At 75.4% G+C, this 17496-nt stretch carries 12 protein-coding genes; 2 read left to right on the top strand and 10 right to left on the bottom strand.

Annotated features, from left to right (window positions below):
- The first annotated feature begins 25 nt into the window (after nucleotides 1–25).
- Entirely contained in the window at nucleotides 26–1132 is a 1107-nt protein-coding gene (locus tag AC068A_RS11890; RefSeq protein WP_478583886.1) for a citrate synthase 2, read from the top strand.
- 118 nt (nucleotides 1133–1250) lie between these two features.
- On the opposite strand, the gene AC068A_RS11885 is transcribed toward AC068A_RS11890, so the two are convergent.
- From AC068A_RS11885 to AC068A_RS11850, 8 genes are all read right to left on the bottom strand, one after another.
- Nucleotides 1251–2105 (bottom strand): hypothetical protein, encoded by an 855-nt coding sequence (locus AC068A_RS11885; RefSeq protein WP_478583884.1) that lies wholly within the window; start codon nucleotides 2103–2105, stop codon nucleotides 1251–1253.
- 172 nt (nucleotides 2106–2277) lie between these two features.
- A complete protein-coding gene (locus AC068A_RS11880) occupies nucleotides 2278–2895 on the bottom strand; it encodes a TetR/AcrR family transcriptional regulator (protein ID WP_478583883.1) in 618 nt (205 codons plus the stop codon).
- Nucleotides 2883–3620 carry an enoyl-CoA hydratase family protein gene (locus AC068A_RS11875; RefSeq protein ID WP_478583881.1) on the bottom strand — a complete coding sequence of 246 codons (738 nt, stop codon included), beginning with the start codon at nucleotides 3618–3620 and terminating at the stop codon, nucleotides 2883–2885. The genes AC068A_RS11880 and AC068A_RS11875 overlap by 13 nt, the downstream gene beginning before the upstream one ends.
- A gap of 95 nt (nucleotides 3621–3715) precedes the next feature.
- Nucleotides 3716–4888, bottom strand: a complete 1173-nt coding sequence (locus AC068A_RS11870) for an acyl-CoA dehydrogenase family protein (RefSeq protein WP_478583879.1) — start codon at nucleotides 4886–4888, stop codon at nucleotides 3716–3718.
- A complete protein-coding gene (locus AC068A_RS11865) occupies nucleotides 4885–6927 on the bottom strand; it encodes an acetyl/propionyl/methylcrotonyl-CoA carboxylase subunit alpha (RefSeq protein WP_478583955.1) in 2043 nt (680 codons plus the stop codon). Before AC068A_RS11865 ends, AC068A_RS11870 begins: the two co-directional genes overlap by 4 nt.
- Before the next feature lie 82 nt (nucleotides 6928–7009).
- Entirely contained in the window at nucleotides 7010–8608 is a 1599-nt protein-coding gene (locus AC068A_RS11860; protein WP_478583877.1) for an acyl-CoA carboxylase subunit beta, read from the bottom strand.
- Nucleotides 8605–10359 (bottom strand): acyclic terpene utilization AtuA family protein, encoded by a 1755-nt coding sequence (locus AC068A_RS11855; RefSeq protein WP_478583954.1) that lies wholly within the window; start codon nucleotides 10357–10359, stop codon nucleotides 8605–8607. The genes AC068A_RS11860 and AC068A_RS11855 overlap by 4 nt, the downstream gene beginning before the upstream one ends.
- A gap of 95 nt (nucleotides 10360–10454) precedes the next feature.
- Nucleotides 10455–11258, bottom strand: a complete 804-nt coding sequence (locus tag AC068A_RS11850) for a TIGR03084 family metal-binding protein (RefSeq protein ID WP_478583875.1) — start codon at nucleotides 11256–11258, stop codon at nucleotides 10455–10457.
- A gap of 385 nt (nucleotides 11259–11643) precedes the next feature.
- On the opposite strand from AC068A_RS11850, the gene AC068A_RS11845 reads away from it, so the two are divergent.
- Nucleotides 11644–13257, top strand: coding sequence for an alpha/beta fold hydrolase (locus tag AC068A_RS11845; protein ID WP_478583873.1), 1614 nt, complete (start codon nucleotides 11644–11646; stop codon nucleotides 13255–13257).
- Between the two features lie 238 nt (nucleotides 13258–13495).
- On the opposite strand, the gene AC068A_RS11840 is transcribed toward AC068A_RS11845, so the two are convergent.
- Both AC068A_RS11840 and AC068A_RS11835 read right to left on the bottom strand, forming a co-directional pair.
- The gene (locus AC068A_RS11840; RefSeq protein WP_478583871.1) at nucleotides 13496–14455 is read right to left on the bottom strand and encodes an EamA family transporter; all 960 of its coding nucleotides are present in this window, start codon (nucleotides 14453–14455) and stop codon (nucleotides 13496–13498) included.
- 82 nt (nucleotides 14456–14537) lie between these two features.
- Nucleotides 14538–17459 (bottom strand): FAD-binding and (Fe-S)-binding domain-containing protein, encoded by a 2922-nt coding sequence (locus AC068A_RS11835; RefSeq protein ID WP_478583869.1) that lies wholly within the window; start codon nucleotides 17457–17459, stop codon nucleotides 14538–14540.
- Nucleotides 17460–17496 lie beyond the last annotated feature (37 nt).

The following is a 17496-nucleotide window of genomic DNA, read 5'->3' as shown; positions in this document are numbered from 1 at the left end:
TCGCACTATCTGAGGGAGCCGCCTGATGTCCGACTTCGTACCCGGACTCGAAGGAGTCGTCGCGTTCGAGACGGAGATCGCCGAACCCGACAAGGAAGGCGGAGCGCTCCGCTACCGCGGAGTCGACATCGAGGACCTGGTCGGCCACGTCTCCTTCGGGAACGTGTGGGGCCTGCTGGTCGACGGGGCGTTCAACCCCGGCCTGCCCGCCGCCGAGCCCTTCCCGATCCCCGTCCACTCCGGTGACATCCGCGTCGACGTCCAGTCCGCCCTCGCCATGCTCGCCCCCGTGTGGGGCCTGAAACCGCTGCTCGACATCGACGAGCAGACCGCCCGCGACGACCTGGCGCGCGCGGCCGTCATGGCGCTGTCGTACGTCGCCCAGTCCGCGCGCGGGCAGGGCCTGCCGATGGTCCCGCAGCGGGAGATCGACAAGGCCGAGTCCGTCGTCGAGCGGTTCATGATCCGCTGGCGGGGCGAGCCGGACCCCAAGCACGTCAAGGCCGTCGACGCGTACTGGACCTCGGCCGCCGAGCACGGCATGAACGCCTCCACGTTCACCGCCCGCGTGATCGCCTCCACCGGCGCCGACGTCGCCGCCGCCCTGTCGGGCGCGGTGGGTGCCATGTCCGGGCCGCTGCACGGCGGGGCGCCGTCCCGCGTCCTCGGCATGATCGAGGAGATCGAGCGCACCGGCGACGCGGTGGCGTACGTGAAGAAGGCCCTCGACCAGGGCGAGCGGCTGATGGGCTTCGGGCACCGGGTCTACCGGGCCGAGGACCCGCGCGCCCGCGTGCTGCGCCGCACCGCCAAGGAACTGGACGCGCCGCGCTACGAGGTGGCCGCCGCGCTGGAGAAGGCCGCGCTGGAGGAGCTGCACGCCCGCCGCCCCGACCGGGTGCTCGCCACGAACGTGGAGTTCTGGGCCGCGATCATGCTGGACTTCGCGGAGGTCCCGGCGCACATGTTCACCTCGATGTTCACCTGCGCCCGCACCGCCGGCTGGTCGGCGCACATCCTGGAGCAGAAGCGCACGGGCCGCCTGGTCCGCCCGTCGGCCCGCTACATCGGACCGGGCAAGCGCAACCCGCAGGAGATCGAGGGCTACGCGGACATCGCCGCAACGGCCTGATGCCCCCGACCGCCCGAAGGGCGCTGCACCCCGCCCGGGGTGCAGCGCCCTTCGTGTTCCCCGGCGGGGCCACAGAACCAACCGCACATCAGGGCACGGTCGGGTCAGTCCGCCGTGTTCACATGGCGTTCTTCGGAGCTCCCTGGAGCGCCTTCTCCTTCTTGGGGCTCTTCACGGCCTTGGAGGCCTTCGCGGCCTTGGAGGCCTTCGCGGCCTTGGAGGCCTTCACGGCCTTGGCCTTCGCGGCCTTGGCGTTGTTCACGAGGAGCGACGGTTCGGCGACCTCCACCCACGTACTGTCGCTGAAGTCGAACACATCCGTGTCCAGGAGACCGGTGCGGACGCCCGGCAGCTCCCACACCTCGCCGTCGAGGAACAGCACCTTGATGTAGGCGGTGTCCCCGGCCGCCGAGATGCCACCCGACGGCACGGAAATGGAAACCGCACACGGCTCGGAGTCGTCGGGGAAGTCGTCGTTGTCGTCGACCCGCTCCCAGTCGTACACGTTCGCGCCTGCTTCTCCGTTCAGCTCGAGGTCGCGCTGGCCGGCGAAGACCTCGCCGTTGGTGAGGAGCACCGCGCTCAGCTCCTCACGGAACGTCACTCCCAGCACATCATCACTGAGACCGAGAGCGAAGTAGTCGACGGAGTCGATGTCGGTGCAGACGCTCTCTCCGGGAGGTCCTTGAGGTCCTCGCTGTCCGGGCGGGCCGGCGGGCCCGGTCCTGCCCCAGCACCCGTCGCGGCCTACATCGCCCCAGGGGTCGCCGTCGTCACCGCCGGAGGGGTACCCGTGGCACGTTTCGTCGGCCGCCGCCTGCACGCCGTCCGGCGTCGGGTGGGCGGGCGCGGCCGCCAGCGCGGGGCTGGCGAGGCTCAGCATCGCGAAGGCCACCAGCGCGGTCGCACCGCCGGTGAGCGCCCTGGTCCGTTTCGGAACGGGACCGGACCTGGTTCTGCTCTCAGCACTCATGAAGTGCCCTACTTTCTTGGTGGTTCGAATGGCCGGAGGGCGGTGCGTCCGGGAAGGAGGCATCCACGGGCCCTCCCTCCGGCATCATTCGGCCCGTCTCCGCGACAAGCAGGAGAGGCGCGCCCAGTGATCAGCAGGTGACCCGGCACTATCATCCGATGGGCCTAGCGGATCAGGCGGTGCGGCGGGGTGGGCCCAGGGCGGTGTCCAGGAGGGTCGTCCACTGGGCGGTCACGCGGCCGCGGCGGGCCGTGTCGTCGGTGAGGACGTTGGCCAGGCCGAGGCCGCGGGCCATGTCCAGGAAGCCCTGCACGGTCTCCCGTACGCCGGGGACGGACTCGTCCGCGCCCAGGAGCTCCACCGCGATCCGGTGGGTCTCGCGGCCGACGCGGGCCTCCAGCTCGGTGACCCGGGGCCGCAGCTGCTCCTCGTACGCGGCGGCCACCCACAGCTGGAGGGCGGCCCTGAACAGGGCTCCGGTGTAGAGCTCCACCAGGGCCGCGACCACGACGGGCCGGGCGGCCGGTCCGGCCTGGAAGAGCTCGCGCAGGGCGGCGGAGCGCTCCTCGGCGACGTACTCGACGGCCGCGGTGAACAGGTCCTCGCGGGTTCGGAAGTGGTGCTGGGCCGCGCCACGGGAGACCCCGGCGCGTTCGGCGACGACGGAGACGGTGGAGCCGGCCCAGCCGTGTTCGGCGAGGCAGGAGACGGCCGCCTCCAGGAGCTGGTGGCGGGTGGCCCTGCTGCGGGCCTGCTTCGGGCCGGTCGTCGCCGTGCTCACCGTGCCCACGACGGGTCCCGGCGCTCGAAGCGGGCGGCGATGCCCTCGCGGGCCTCGGCGGAGCCGAAGTGGTGGGCCGAGAGGCGGGTCAGGGCCTCGCCGTCCCGCTCCAGGGCGGCCCGTACGGGGGCGGTGACCAGCCGCTTGGTGGCGGCGAGGGCCTCCGGGCCGGCCTTGCACAGCCCGGCCAGAACGGGGGCCAGGGCTTGGTCCACGTCCTCGCCGTGCAGGGTGAGCAGGCCGATCCGGGCGGCCTCGGCGGCGTCGAAGGCCTCCGCGGTCAGCAGGTAGCGGGCCGCGGCGCGCGGGTCCAGGCGGGGCAGCAGGGGGGCGGAGATCACGGCGGGGACCACGCCGAGGTGGGTCTCGGTGAAGGCGTACGAGGACTGCGGCCCGGCGGCGGCGATGTCGCAGACGCCGAGCAGGCCCAGGCCGCCCGCCCGGACGTGCCCGGTGACGCGGGCCACGACCGGCCGGGGCAGTCCGGCGATCTCGTTCAGCAGGGCGAGGAAGTCGGCCGGGGCGCAGGGCGACTTCAGGTCGGCCCCGGCGCAGAAGGTGCCGCCGGTGTGGGTGAGCAGGACGGCCCGGACCGCGGGGTCGGCGCCCGCCGCCGCGAGGGCCGCGCGCAGCTCGCCGACGAGGGCCGCGGAGAGCGCGTTGCGGTTGGCCGGGGAGTCGAGCGTGAGGGTGGTGATGCCGTGCGCGTGCGCGGCTTTGACGAGGGGCTCCATGCCGCTCCTTCTCAGCGGGTCCGGTCCGGTTCCGGCGGGGCCGGGGGCGGCCGCTCCCGGGGCGGTCGCCGTACCGGCCCGGCCGGCTGGTGCGGCTAGTACGACCTGGGCAGGCCCAGTGTCTGGTGCGAGACGTAGTTGAGGATCATCTCGCGGCTGACGGGGGCGATGCGGGACACCCGGGAGGCGGTGACGAGGGAGGCCAGCCCGTACTCGCGGGTGAGGCCGTTGCCGCCCAGGGTGTGGACCGCCTGGTCCACCGCCTTCACGCAGGCCTCGGCAGCAGCGTACTTGGCCATGTTGGCGGCTTCTCCGGCGGCCGGGTCCTCGCCCGCGTCGTAAAGGCGGGCGGCCTTCTGCATCATCAGGCGGGCCAGTTCCAGGTCGATGTGGGCCGCGGCGAGGGGGTGGGCGATGGCCTGGTGGGCGCCGATCGGCTCCTTCCAGACCTGCCGGGTCCGGGCGTAGTCGACCGCCCGGGCGAGGGCGAAGCGGCCCATGCCGATGGCGAAGGCGGCGGTCATGATGCGCTCGGGGTTGAGGCCGGCGAACAGCTGCAGCAGGCCCGCGTCCTCGTGGCCGACCAGCGCGTCGGCGGGCAGCCGTACGTCCTCCAGGACCAGCTCGAACTGCTTCTCGGCCGCCTGGAGTTCCATGTCGATGGGCGAGCGGGTGAAGCCGGGGGCGTCGCGGGGGACGATGAACAGGCAGGGCCCCAGCCTGCCGGTGCGGGCGTCCTCGGTGCGGCCGACGATCAGGGTCGCGTCGGCGATGTCCACGCCGGAGATGAAGACCTTGCGGCCCGTCAGGACCCAGGTGTCGCCGTCGCGGCGGGCGGTGGTGGTGATGCGGTGGGAGTTGGATCCGGCGTCGGGTTCGGTGATGCCGAAGGCCATGGTGCGGCTGCCGTCGGCGAGGCCGGGGAGCCAGGCCCGCTTCTGGGCGTCGGTGCCGAAGCGGGCGATGACGGTGCCGCAGATGGCGGGCGAGACGACCAGCATCAGCAGCGGGCAGCCGGCGGCGCCGAGTTCCTCCAGGACGATGGAGAGTTCGGCGATGCCGCCGCCTCCGCCGCCGTACTCCTCGGGCAGGTTGACGCCGAGGTAGCCGAGTTTGGCGGCGTCGGCCCACAGTTCGTCGGGGTGGCGGCCCTCGCGGGTGACGCGGGCGTGGTAGTCGCGTCCGTAGCGCTGCCCGAGGGCGGCGACGGCGGTGCGCAGGGCCCGGTGTTCCTCGGTTTCGAGGGGGGCTGCGGTGGCGGGGCTCATGGCTGCGGTTCCTCCTGGACTACGGCGAGCAGGGCGCCGAATTCGACCTGGTGGCCGAGGCCGGCGTGGAGCGCGGTGAGCGTGCCGGAGGCGGGCGAGACGATGCGGTGCTCCATCTTCATGGCCTCCAGCCAGAGCAGGGGCTGCCCGGCGGTGACGGTGTCGCCGGGGGTGAGGCCCTCGGCGATGCGGACGACGGTGCCGGGCATGGGGGCGAGCAGGGAGCCGGGCAGGGTGCGGTCCTGGGGGTCGGTGAACCGTGGGACCGGGATGAGGGTGTGGGCGTTCGGGGCGGGGTGGGCGGGGGTGGGCGCGGTGTCGACGTAGACCTCCTCGGCTTCTGCCGCACCCGAGTTGTTCGATTTTTGTTTCACGTGGAACACGCGCCGGATGCCGTCGGCTTCGAAGGCGACGCGGTGCGGCTCGGCGGCCAGCACACGGACGCCGGGGTGGTCCACGAGCTGTGGGGGTCCGCTGCGGGAGGGCAGGTAGCGGACCTCGTACAGGGTGTCGGTGCCGGAGGTGTCGGTGCCGCAGGGGCCGCCGCCGGCCACGCGGTAGCTGCGGGACTGCGGAGCGGAGCGGAGGTTGCGCCAGCCGCCGAGGCGGGCGGCGAGCGGGGCGTCCGCGGCGGGAGCGGCGGCGGCCAGCGCGGCGGCGGCCGCGGCCAGCGCCGCCGCCCGGCCGGCGTCCGGGGCCGCTTCGGTGAGGGCGCCGAGGTGGCGCTCGTAGAACCCGGTGTCGGGCCGGGCGGCGGTGAACTCCGGGTGCGTGAGGGAGCGTACGAGGAGCTCGCGGTTGGTGGCGACGCCGTGGATACGGGCCGCGGACAGGGCGCGGACGAGGGCGCGGACGGCCTCGGCGCGGGTCGGGGCGTGGGCGACGACCTTGGCGAGCATGGGGTCGTAGTGGATGCCGACGGGGTCGCCGTCGGTGTACCCGGTGTCGACGCGGACCGCGGCGGGCGCGGGCGGGACGGCGGGCGGAGCCGGGATGTGGAAGGTGGTCAGGGTGCCGGTCTGCGGGCGCCAGTCCTGCGCCGGGTCCTCGGCGTACAGGCGGGCCTCGACGGCGTGCCCGGCGGGCTCCGGGGGCTCCGGGGGCAGGGCCGCGCCCTCGGCGACACGGATCTGGAGGGCGACGAGGTCGAGGCCGAAGACGGCCTCGGTGACGGGGTGTTCCACCTGGAGGCGTGTGTTCATCTCCAGGAAGTACGGGCGGCCCTCGGCGGTGACGAGGAACTCGACGGTGCCCGCGCCCCGGTAGGAGACGGCCCGGGCGGCGGCGACCGCGGCCTCGTGCAGGGTGGCGCGCAGGGCGTCGGGCAGGCCGGGCGCCGGGGCCTCCTCGATGACCTTCTGGTGGCGGCGCTGGAGGGAGCAGTCGCGGGTGCCGAGCGCCCACACGGTGCCGTGCCCGTCGGCGAGGACCTGCACCTCAACGTGGCGGCCGCGTTCGACGTAGGGCTCGGCGAAGACCTCGCCGTCGCCGAACGCCGACCGGGCCTCGGCGGCCGCGGCGTCGACTTCGGACTTCAGCTCGCGCAGGTCGCGGACCACGCGCATGCCGCGCCCGCCGCCGCCCGCGGCGGCCTTCAGCAGCAGCGGCAGGTCGGCGGGGGTGGCGGCGGCCGGGTCGACGGGGTCGAGGAGCGGCACCCCGGCGGCCCGCATCAGCTCCTTGGCGCGGGTCTTGGAGGCCATGGCCTCGATGGCCTCCGGCGGCGGCCCGATCCAGACCAGCCCGGCGGCGAGGACGTCCCGGGCGAAGCCGGCGTTCTCGGAGAGGAAGCCGTAGCCGGGGTGGACCGCGTCCGCGCCGGCGGCCAAGGCCGCCTCGATGACGAGGTCGCCGCGCAGGTAGGTGTCGGCGGGGGCCGCGCCGGGCAGGCGTACGGCCGCATCGGCCTCGCGGACGTGCAGGGCGTCGGCGTCGGGGTCGGAGTGGACGGCGACGGTGGCCAGGCCCAGGGCGCGGGCGGTGCGGAAGACACGGACGGCGATCTCCCCGCGGTTTGCCACGAGGACCGAGGTGATCAGGGGGGCCGGGGAGCCGGCGGAGTCCGCGGCCGTGAGCGCAGGGGTGGCGGCGGCGGTGGAAGTGGTCGAGGTCATGGCGGGCTCACATCCGGAAGACGCCGAAGCCGCCGCGGGCGCCCTCGACGGGGGCGTTGTGGACGGCCGAGAGGCACAGGCCGAGGACGGTGCGGGTGTCGCGGGGGTCGATGACGCCGTCGTCGTACAGCCGCCCGGACAGGAACATCGGCAGGGATTCGGACTCGATCTGCGCCTCGACGAAGGCGCGCATCCCGGCGTCCGCCTCGTCGTCGTACGGCTTCCCCTTCGCGGCGGCGGACTGGCGGGCCACGATCGACAGCACGCCGGCCAGCTGCTGGGGGCCCATGACCGCGGACTTGGCGCTGGGCCAGGCGAACAGGAACCGGGGCTCGTAGGCGCGGCCGCACATGCCGTAGTGGCCGGCCCCGTAGCTGGCGCCGATGAGGACGGACAGGTGCGGGACGCGGGAGTTGGAGACCGCGTTGATCATCATCGAGCCGTGTTTGACGATGCCGCCCTGCTCGTACTCCTTGCCGACCATGTAGCCGGTGGTGTTGTGGAGGAACAGCAGCGGGATGTCGCGCTGGTTCGCGAGCTGGATGAACTGGGCGGCCTTCTGCGATTCGGCGCTGAACAGCACGCCCTGGGCGTTGGCGAGGATGCCGACCGGGTGGCCGTGCAGGGCGGCCCAGCCGGTGACCAGGCTGGCCCCGTAGAGGGGCTTGAACTCGTCGAAGTCGGAGCCGTCGACGATGCGGGCGATGACCTCGCGCGGGTCGAAGGGGGTCTTGAGGTCCTCGGGGACGATGCCGAGGAGCTCCTCCGGGTCGTACAGGGGCTCGGGCGCGCGGGGCGGGGCGGGATGGGCGCGGCGGTGGCCGAGGCGGGCCGTGATCCGGCGGGCCTGGCGGATCGCGTCGTGCTCGTCGACGGCGTGGTGGTCGGCGAGGCCGGAGGTACGGGCGTGCATGTCGGCGCCGCCGAGGGACTCGTCGTCGCTCTCCTCCCCGGTGGCCATCTTGACCAGCGGCGGGCCGCCGAGGAACACCTTCGAACGGTCCTTGATCATGACGGTGTGGTCGGACATCCCGGGGATGTACGCGCCTCCGGCGGTGGAGTTGCCGAAGACGACGGCGACGGTCGGGACGCCGGCGGCCGAGAGCCGGGTGAGGTCGCGGAAGATCGCGCCGCCCGGGATGAAGATCTCCTTCTGCGAGGGCAGGTCGGCCCCGCCGGACTCGACGAGGCTGATGAGGGGCAGGCGGTTCTGCCGGGCGATCTCGTTGGCCCGCAGGGCCTTCTTCAGGGTCCACGGGTTGGAGGCGCCGCCGCGGACGGTCGGGTCGTTGGCGGTGATCACGCACTCGACGCCCTCGACGGTGCCGATGCCGGTGACGATCGACGCGCCGACGGGGTGGTCGCTGCCCCAGGCGGCGAGCGGGGACAGCTCCAGGAACGGGGTGTCCGGGTCGAGGAGCAGCTCGACCCGTTCGCGGGCGAGGAGTTTGCCGCGGGCGCGGTGGCGGGCCGTGTACTTCTCGCCGCCGCCTAGGAGGGCCTTGCCGTGCTCCGCGTCGAGGGCGGCGAGGCGTTCGAGGGCGGCCGTGCGGGCGGCCGCGTACTCGGGGGAACGGGGGTCGAGGGCGGTACCGAGACGGGTCATGGGCCGGTCTCCTCCGGGGCGGGCAGGAGGTGGGCGGGGATGTCGAGGTGCCGGGCGCGCAGCCATTCGCCGAGGGCCTTGGCCTGGGGGTCGAAGCGGTGGGCGGAGGCGACGCCGGCGCCGAGGATGCCGGTGACGGTGAAGTTGAGGGCGCGGAGGTTCGGCAGCGCGTGCCGGGCGACGGGGAGGCCGCGGGTCTCGGGGAGCAGTTCCCGGAACCGCTCCACGGTGAGGGTGGCGTGCAGCCAGTCCCAGGCCGCGTCGGACTCCGTCCAGACGCCGACGTTGGCGTCGCCGCCCTTGTCGCCGCTGCGGGCCCCGGCCACCAGGCCGAGCGGGGCCCGGCGGACGGGCCCGGCGGGGCCGCCTCCCACCCCGCCGCTTCCGGGGTCCGGGGCTCCCGCGTCCAGGGCTCCGGGGTCCGGGGTTCCCAGGTCCGGGGCTCCCGCCTCCGAGGCTCCCGCGTCCGGGGCTCCGGCCTCCGGGGATCCTGGACCGGCTGCCCGGTTCGGGGCGGGGGCCGCGGGGCCGCCCGCTGGGACCGGGGTGCGGGTGCCGTCCGGGAGGACCGCGACCGCGGACACCGCGTCCGCGGGTACGGAGGCGGACTCGAAGACGCCGTACGGCTGGGCCGGGCCCGGCGGGGCGGTCACGTGGAAGCCGGGATAGCTGGCGAGGGCGAGTTCGACGGCCTGCGCGGTCAGGGCGCGGCCCACCCGGTCGGCGGACGGGTCGCGCACCACCAGCCGCAGCAGGGCGCTGGCCGTCTCCTCCGTGTCGGCGTCCGCGTGGTCGGTGCGGGCCAGCGTCCAGTCGGCGGCGGCCACGCCGGTGAGGGCGTCGGCCATCTGCGCCCGGACCAGGGCGGCCTTCGCCTCGATGTCCAGGCCGGTCAGGACGAACACCACCTCGTTGCGCCAGCCGCCGATCCGGGTGACGCCCGCCTTGAGCGTGCCCGGCGGCGGCTCGCCCACGGTCCCGGTGACGGCGACGCGGTCGGGCCCGGCGTCGGCCAGCCGGACGGTGTCCAGGCGGGCGGTCACGTCGGGGCCGAGGTAGCGCGCACCCTGGGTCTCGTACAGCAGCTGGGCCGTGACCGTGCCCACGGTGACGGCGCCGCCCGTCCCCGGGTGCTTGGTGATCACCGACGAGCCGTCCTCCGCCAACTCCGCCAGGGGGAAGCCGGGGCGGCGGACGTCGTGCGCGGTGAAGAAGGCGTAGTTGCCGCCGGTGGCCTGGGTGCCGCACTCCAGGACGTGGCCCGCGACGACGGCCCCCGCCAGCCGGTCCCAGTCGTCGGGCGCCCAGTCGAACCACCAGGCGGCCGGCCCGCTGACCAGGGCCGCGTCCGTCACCCGGCCGGTGACCACCACGTCGGCGCCCGCCCGCAGGCAGGCCGTGATGCCGGCGCCGCCGAGGTAGGCGTTCGCCGTGAGGGACCCGTCCGCCGCCCGGTCGCCGTACGGCATCAGGTCGTCGCCCTCGACGTGGGCGACCGAAACCGGAAGGCCGGTCTTCGCGGCCAGTTCGCGGATCGCGTCGGCCAGGCCCGCCGGGTTCAGGCCGCCGGCGTTCGCGACGATCCGCACGCCCTTCTCGTGGGCGAGGCCGAGGCTGTCCTCCCATTGGCGCAGGAAGGTCCTGGCGTATCCGGCGGAGGGGTCCTTCAGGCGTTCGCGGCCGAGGATCAGCATGGTCAGCTCGGCCAGGTAGTCACCCGTCAGCACGTCCAGCGGGCCGCCGGTCAGCATCTCCCGGACGGCGTCGAAACGGTCCCCGTAGAACCCGGACGCGTTGCCGATCCGCAGCGGCCGGCGCGCCGCCGCCCCGCCCGGGCCGTAGCCGCTCACCGGGCGGTCCCGGGGGCGCGGCCGGGGCCCGCCGGGCCGGCGAAGGCCTGCGCGATGTCCAGCCAGCGGTCGGCGTCCGGGCCGGCCGCCGTCAGGGCCAGGTCGGCGCGGTGGGCGCGCCGGGTGACCAGCAGGCAGAAGTCGAGGGCCGGCCCGGTGACCCGCTGGGCCGCGTCCGGCGGCCCGTACGCCCAGGGCTCCCCGCCGTCCGGGGGCTCCAGTTCGACCCTGAACCCCTCGGCGGGCGCGGGCAGTCCCCGTACCCCGAACGCGTAGTCGCGGGCCCGCACGCCGATCCGGGCCACGTGCCGCAGCCGGGCCGTCGGGGTCCGGCGCACGCCCAGCGCGTCGGCGACGTCCTGGCCGTGGGCCCAGGTCTCCATCAGCCGGGCGCTCGCCATGGAGGCGGCCTTCATCGGCGGCCCGTACCAGGGGAACTTCGCGTCGGGCGGGGCCGCGGCGAGCGCGGCGTCGAGGGCGGCGCGGCCGGCCCGCCAGCGGGCCAGCAGTTCGGCCGGCGGCAGGGCCGCGCCCTGCTCGGCGCCCTCGTCGACGAAGGAGTCGGGGGCCTTGACGGCGTCCTCCACCATGCGGGCGAACCCGGCGGCATCGGTGAGGGAGAGCAGCGCGGCCCGGTCGGTCCAGTGCAGGTGGGCGATCTGGTGGGCGATGGTCCAGCGGGGCGCGGGCGTGGGCTTCGCCCAGGCGGGCGCGGGCAGTTCGGACACCAGGGCTTCGAGGTCCTGTCCCTCCTCCCGCAGGTCGGGGAAGACGGCGGACACGGCGGACGGATCGAGCACGGCGGGGCTCCCCTCTCGGCGTGGGGGAAGACTGGCAGCCCCGCGCAAAACAATCAAGCATGCTTGCATCATTTGGCCGAGGAACGCCGCCTTCCCGCCAGGCGCGCCAATCCGCCTGCGGGGCCCGGCACTTGGGGCGATCCGGCCGACCCGGCAGGTACGGACCTGCGCGGCCCGCCGCCGGCGGGGGCGCGGTTCAGGCCGTACGCGGCGAACCCGCGAACGCCGCCGCGGGCCGCGCCGATACTGAACGCTTCGGCCCCCCGCTCCGGGCCCCTGCCGGGTCCCGGCACCGCACTGCACCGACGTTCCGATCACTCGACGCACGCACCGCACGCACCGCACGCGACGTCATCGACGTACTCGACGCAGAGGATGAACCGCCGTGGACTCAGCCGCCCTCTCCCTCTATCCCGAACTCGACGCGCCCGCCCTCACCGCCTTCGTCGCCGCCCTGGAGAGCGGCGACACCAGCCGCCTCGCCCCGGCCCGCGCCGCCCAGGTCGCCGAGGCCCGCTCCGTCGCTGTGTTCTCCCGCACCAAGGTCGCCGGCGCCGAGGGGGACCTGATCGACGCCGTGCTGTGGCGGCACACCCGCCCCGAGCCGCGACCGGTGATCGTGATGCCCTCGCCGTGGACGGACTTCGGCTGGCTCCCGTACGCCGTCCAGGGCAGCGTCTTCGCGGCGCGCGGCTACAACGTCCTCGCGTACAGCGCCCGCGGGTTCGCCGACTCCGAGGGCGAGGTCGACGTGGCGGGCCCGCTCGACACCGCCGACGGCAGCCGGGCACTGGACCACCTGATCGAGCGGACGGCCGGCCCGGTGACCCGGATCGGCTTCCTCGGGGACAGCTACGGATCCGGCATCAGCCAGCTCGTCGCCGCGCACGACGCCCGCGTCGACGCGGTGGTCGCGCTCAGCACCTGGGGGGACCTCGGGGAGGCCTTCCTCGAGAACCGCACCCGGCACGTCGCCGCCGTGGAGGCGCTGCTCAGGGCGGCCGGCCGGGCCCGGCTGAGCCCGCAGACGCAGAGCGTCTTCGAGAACGTGCTGGCGAACCGCGACATCAAGGCCGCCCTGCGGTGGGCCCGCCCGCGGTCGCCGTTCACGCACGCCAAGGAGCTCAGCCGGCGGCAGGTGCCGGTGTACTTCTCGCACGCCTGGCACGAGACGCTGTTCCCGACCAACCAGACGCTGAAGATGTTCAACGAGCTCGCCGGGCCCAAACGGCTCGACCTGTCCGTCGGCGACCACTCCGGCCCCGAGATGTCGGGCATGACCGGCCTGCCCAACCGGATCTGGACCACCGCCCACCGCTGGTTCGACCACCACCTCAAGGGCATCGACAACGGCATCGCCGACGAGGGCCAGATCCTCGGCGAGGTCATGTGGAGCCGCACCCTGGAACCCCGCCCCACCTGGCAGTCGGTCACCGAACACGTCCGCCGGCTGTACCTGGTGGACGGCGGCGAGCTGGCCGACACGCCTGAGGCCGGCTGGAGCACGCGCGTGCTGTGCGGGGTGGACACGCCGGCGACCGTCGCCGACGCGATCATCCGGTCCGGGTACGACGAGATGGCGGGCCGTCCGAAGGCCTACCGGACCGGCGACATCGACCGCACCGTGGCCGCGGTGTGGGCCGCGGACCCGGAGCCGGAGACGGTCCGGCTCCGGGGCGTTCCGCGGCTGCGGGTCACGTACCGGGCGGCGAACGCGAGGTCCTCGTTCGTCGCGTACCTGCTGGACGTGGCGGCCGACGGGACGGGCCGCATCATCACGCACGCCCCGTACTCCGACCTCACGTCGCCGCCGGACAGCCTGGTCGGCGCGGACATCGAGCTCCAGGCCACCGCGTACGACGTGCCGCGCGGGCACCGGCTGATGCTGGTGGTCGACGGGCGTGACCCGTTCTACGGGGACGCCAATCTGCCGCGGGCCACGCTGGGCTTCACCTCCCCGGAGGCCACGCCGTCCTGCCTGGACCTCCCCCTGGGCTGACCCCCGGCCCCCGCCCGGCCGACCACCCCCCGGCCGGGCGGGCACCCTCCGGCCGGCGCCGCCGCGTCCGGTCTGCCGTCTGCCGTCTGCGGCCCGGGACCCCGGCTCCGCGGGCACCGGGCTCTGCCCGGACCCGCGCCTCAAACGCCGGCGGGGCTGGAATTGCCGGCCCCGGCTCCGAAGGCGGGGATGACTACGCAAGGCCCCGACCCCGGACGCGCCGCGGGGCCGGGGGGGGTCAGGGCTTGGACTGGGAGCGGACTGCGCCCATGCTGGCCGCGATGACCAGGGCGATGGCCAGGGCGTCCTGCGGCGACAGCGCCTGCCCGAGGACGAGGAAGCCCGCCGTGGCCGCGATCGCCGGCTCCAGGCTCATCAGGATCGCGAAGGTCGGTGCGGGGAGCCTGCGCAGCGCCTGCAGCTCCAGGGTGTACGGCAGCACGGAGGACAGGACCGCCACGGCCGCGCCCAGCGCGAGCGTCCCGGGGACCAGCAGCTCGGAGCCGGCCTCGGCCACACCGAGCGGCAGCGAGATGACCGCCGCGACCGCCATGGCCAGGGCCAGCCCGTCCGCCTGCGGGAAGCGGCGGCCGGTCCGCGCGCTGAAGACGATGTACGCCGCCCACATCGCGCCCGCTCCGAGCGCGAAGGCCGCGCCCAGCGGGTCGAGGCCGCCGAAGCCGCCCCCGCCGTGCCCGGCGAGCAGGGCGACGCCGGCCAGGGCGAGGGCCGCCCACAGCAGGTTCACCAGTCGGCGCGAGACGAGGACCGACAGCACGAGCGGGCCGAGGACCTCCAGGGTCACGGCCGGGCCGAGCGGGATCCGGTCGACGGCCTGGTAGAAGAGCCCGTTCATGCCGGCCATGGCCACGCCGAAGGCCACGACGGTGCCCCAGTCGCCCCGCGAGTAGCCGCGGATCCTGGGGCGGCACAGGAGCAGCAGCACGAGCGCGGCGGCCGCCAGCCGTAGCGTGACCACGCCCGCCGCGCCCGCCCTCGGCATGATCATGACCGCGAGGGCGGCGCCGAACTGCACCGAGATCCCCGCCGTGATCACCAGCGCGACCGGGCCGAGGCGCGCTCGGCGGCCGGCGGCTCCGGCGGCTCCGGCGGTTCCGGCGGGCGGGGTCGCCGGAGCGGCGGACTCGGGGGCGGGGGTGGGGGTACTGGCGGGGCTGCTTGCGGGTGGTGCGGGCATTTGTCCAGACTAAGGCGTACGTAAGGACCGTCGCACCGTGCGCTGCCTTACAGCCTCGCTGCCTTACCGCCTCTCAGGTCCGTTAGGCCTGCCGCCGCCGCTCCCGCAGGGCCTCGGCCAGCGCCTCCGCCAGGTGCCGGGCCCGGACGCCGGCCAGCTCCGCGATCTGCGTCCGGCAGGAGAACCCGTCCGCCAGGACCACCGCCCCCTCCGGGGCCCGGCGCAGCGACGGCAGCAGCTGCTCCTCGGCGCAGGCCGCGGACACCTCGTAGTGGCCCGGCTCGAAGCCGAAGTTCCCGGCGAGGCCGCAGCAGCCGCCGCTGAGCCCGCCGGCCAGTCCGGCCCGCTCGCGCAGCCGCCGGTCGGCGGCGTCGCCGAGGACCGCGTGCTGGTGGCAGTGGGTCTGCCCGGCCACCGGCCGGTCCAGGCGGGGCGGCCGCCAGTGCGGGGCGTACTCCTCCAGGGCCTCGGCGAAGGTGCGGACGGCCGCGGCGAGGCGGGCCGCGCGGGGGTCGTCGGGCAGCAGGGCGGGCAGGTCGGTGCGCAGGGCCGCGGCGCAGCTGGGTTCGAGGACGACGACGGGGTCCCCGGCGTCGCCCACCGCGTCCAGGGTGCGGCGCAGCACGGCGCGGGCCCGGTCGAGGCGGCCGGTGGACAGGTAGGTCAGCCCGCAGCACACCCGCCCGGCCCGCCCTCCCCCCGTACCCGTCCACATACCCGTACCCGTCCGCGTACCCGTACCGGCCAGGCCCACCCGGAGCCCCGCCGCCTCCAGCACCTCCACCGCCGCCCGCCCGGCCCCGGGGGCCAGGTACTCGGTGAACGTGTCGGGCCACAGCAGCACCCCGGCCCCGTCCCGCCCGGCCGGGGTGCGGCGCCCCCGCCACCAGCGGGTGAACGGCTGCGCGGCCGGGGGCGGCAGGCGGCGGCGGTGGTCCAGGCCGGCCAGGCGGGCCGCGCCCGGGAGCCGGGCCAGGGCGCCGGCCGCGCGGGCGAGGCGCAGCCGGTCGAGGAGCCGGAGCCAGTCGGGCAGGCCGCCCAGCGTGTAGTGGGCCAGGGGCCGGACGCGGCCCGCCCAGTGGCGGTGCAGGAACTCCGCCTTGTACGCGGCCATGTCCACGCTCACCGGGCAGTCGCTGCGGCAGCCCTTGCAGGCCAGGCACAGGTCCAGCGCCTCGGCGACCTCCGCGGAGCGCCAGCCGTCGGTCAGCAGCTCCCCGGCCAGCATCTCGTGCAGCAGCCGGGCCCTGCCGCGGGTGGAGTGCCGCTCCTCGCCCGTGACCCGGTACGAGGGGCACATCACCGCCGGGCCGCCTCCTTGCGCCGACCGGCACTTGGCGACGCCGACGCAGCGGGCGACCTCCGCGGCGAACTCCCCCTCCGGGCCGGTCCGCGGCAGCAGCTCGAAGCGCAGGTTCTCGTCCAGCCGCGCCGGGCGGACCAGGATCCCCGGGTTCATCCCGCGCTGCGGGTCCCACACGTCCTTGTACGCGCCGAACAGGTCGATCACCCGCGGCCCGTACATCCTCGGCAGCAGCTCCGCCCGTGCCTGCCCGTCGCCGTGCTCCCCGGACAGCGAGCCGCCGTGCGCGACGACCAGGTCGGCGAGCTCCCGCGAGAAGGCCCGGAAGCGTGCCACGCCCGCCGCCGACACCAGGTCGAAGTCGATCCGCACGTGCACGCAGCCCTCGCCGAAGTGCCCGTACGGGGTGCCGCGCAGCCCGTGCGCGGCGAGCAGGGCGCGGAATTCCCGCAGGTACACGCCCAGCCGGGCCGGCGGCACCGCGCAGTCCTCCCAGCCGGGCCAGGCCATCGTGCCGTCGGGCAGGCGGGTCGCGGTGCCGGCGGCGTCCTCGCGGATCCGCCACAGCGCCCGCTGCCCCGCCGGCTCGGTGACGACGACCGCGTCCAGCGCGTCGGCCGCCCGTACGAGCGCCCGGGCCGCGCCCTCGTCCCGGGTCTCCGCGAACAGCCAGGCCCGGCCCCGCGGCAGGCCCGCCCCCGCCGCGCCGGGCACCAGGTCCTCGGCCATGCCCTCGACCGTCAGCGGCCGGTGCGGCAGCAGGCCCGCCGCGGCGTCGGCGGCCGCGCCCTCGTCCGCGTAGCCGAGGACCGCGAGCGCGGGTGCGGGCGGCAGCTCCACCAGGCGGACCACCGCTTCGGTGACCACGCCGAGGGTGCCCTCGCTCCCGCAGAAGGCCCGGGCGAGCTGCACGCCGCGCTCGGGCAGCAGCGCGTCGAGGCCCCCGTAGCCGGAGATCCGCCGCGCGAAGCCGGGCCCGCCGGAGCCGCCGGGCGCACCAGGCGCACCGGGCGCACCAGGCGCACCGGAGCCTTCAGGTCCCCCGGGCCCCCCGCCCGCCATCCCCGTCCGCAGCACCTCCAGGTTCCCCGCGACCAGTTCGCGCAGCCCCGCCGGAGCCCCCGCCCAGCCGGTCCCGATCCGGTGCACGGCTCCCCCGTACGCCACCACCTCCAGCTCGGACACGTTGTCCGCGGTGGTCCCCCAGGCAACCGAGTGGGCCCCGCACGCGTTGTTGCCGATCATGCCGCCGAGGGTGCAGCGGGAGTGGGTGGCGGGGTCCGGACCGAAGGTCAGCCCGTACGGGCGCACCGCCTCCCGCAGCCGGCCGAGCACCAGGCCGGGCCGGACCACGGCCGTGCGGGCCGCGGGGTCCACCGACACGAGGGCGTCCATGTGCCGGGTGAGGTCCAGCACCACCCCCGTCCCCGTGGCCTGGCCCGCGATGGAGGTGCCCCCGCCGCGCGGTACGACGGGCACGCCGGCCGCGGCGCAGATCCGCAGGGCGGCCGCCACGTCGGCGGTGTCGCGCGGGGCGACCACACCGAGCGGAACGCGCCGGTAGTTGGAGGCGTCCATCGTCACCAGGGCCCGCGCGGCGGCCCCGAAGTCGACCTCCCCGCTCAGTCCGTCCCGCAATGTCCGTTCGAGTTCCCCGGAGTCACTCACCCGCACACCTTCCCACCAGGCCGTCCGTCTCATCGGATGGACGCGCGTCGGGCTCTGGGTCCCCGACCGG

This window comes from Streptomyces sp. NPDC043854, assembly GCF_056436005.1.
Note: the sequence above shows the minus strand (reverse complement) of the source record. Positions and strands in the feature narration are given on the sequence as shown.

Excerpts from the sequence above, each read along its gene's own strand:
- AC068A_RS11890 (WP_478583886.1), top strand. The coding sequence starts at position 26 with ATGTCCGACTTCGTACCCGGACTCGAAGGAGTCGTCGCGTTCGAGACG.
- AC068A_RS11885 (WP_478583884.1), bottom strand. The coding sequence starts at position 2,105 with ATGAGTGCTGAGAGCAGAACCAGGTCCGGTCCCGTTCCGAAACGGACC.
- AC068A_RS11875 (WP_478583881.1), bottom strand. The coding sequence starts at position 3,620 with ATGGAGCCCCTCGTCAAAGCCGCGCACGCGCACGGCATCACCACCCTC.
- AC068A_RS11870 (WP_478583879.1), bottom strand. The coding sequence starts at position 4,888 with ATGAGCCCCGCCACCGCAGCCCCCCTCGAAACCGAGGAACACCGGGCC.
- AC068A_RS11860 (WP_478583877.1), bottom strand. The coding sequence starts at position 8,608 with ATGACCCGTCTCGGTACCGCCCTCGACCCCCGTTCCCCCGAGTACGCG.
- AC068A_RS11855 (WP_478583954.1), bottom strand. The coding sequence starts at position 10,359 with ATGCTGACCGGCGGCCCGCTGGACGTGCTGACGGGTGACTACCTGGCC.
- AC068A_RS11840 (WP_478583871.1), bottom strand. The coding sequence starts at position 14,455 with ATGCCCGCACCACCCGCAAGCAGCCCCGCCAGTACCCCCACCCCCGCC.
- AC068A_RS11835 (WP_478583869.1), bottom strand. The coding sequence starts at position 17,459 with ATGAGACGGACGGCCTGGTGGGAAGGTGTGCGGGTGAGTGACTCCGGG.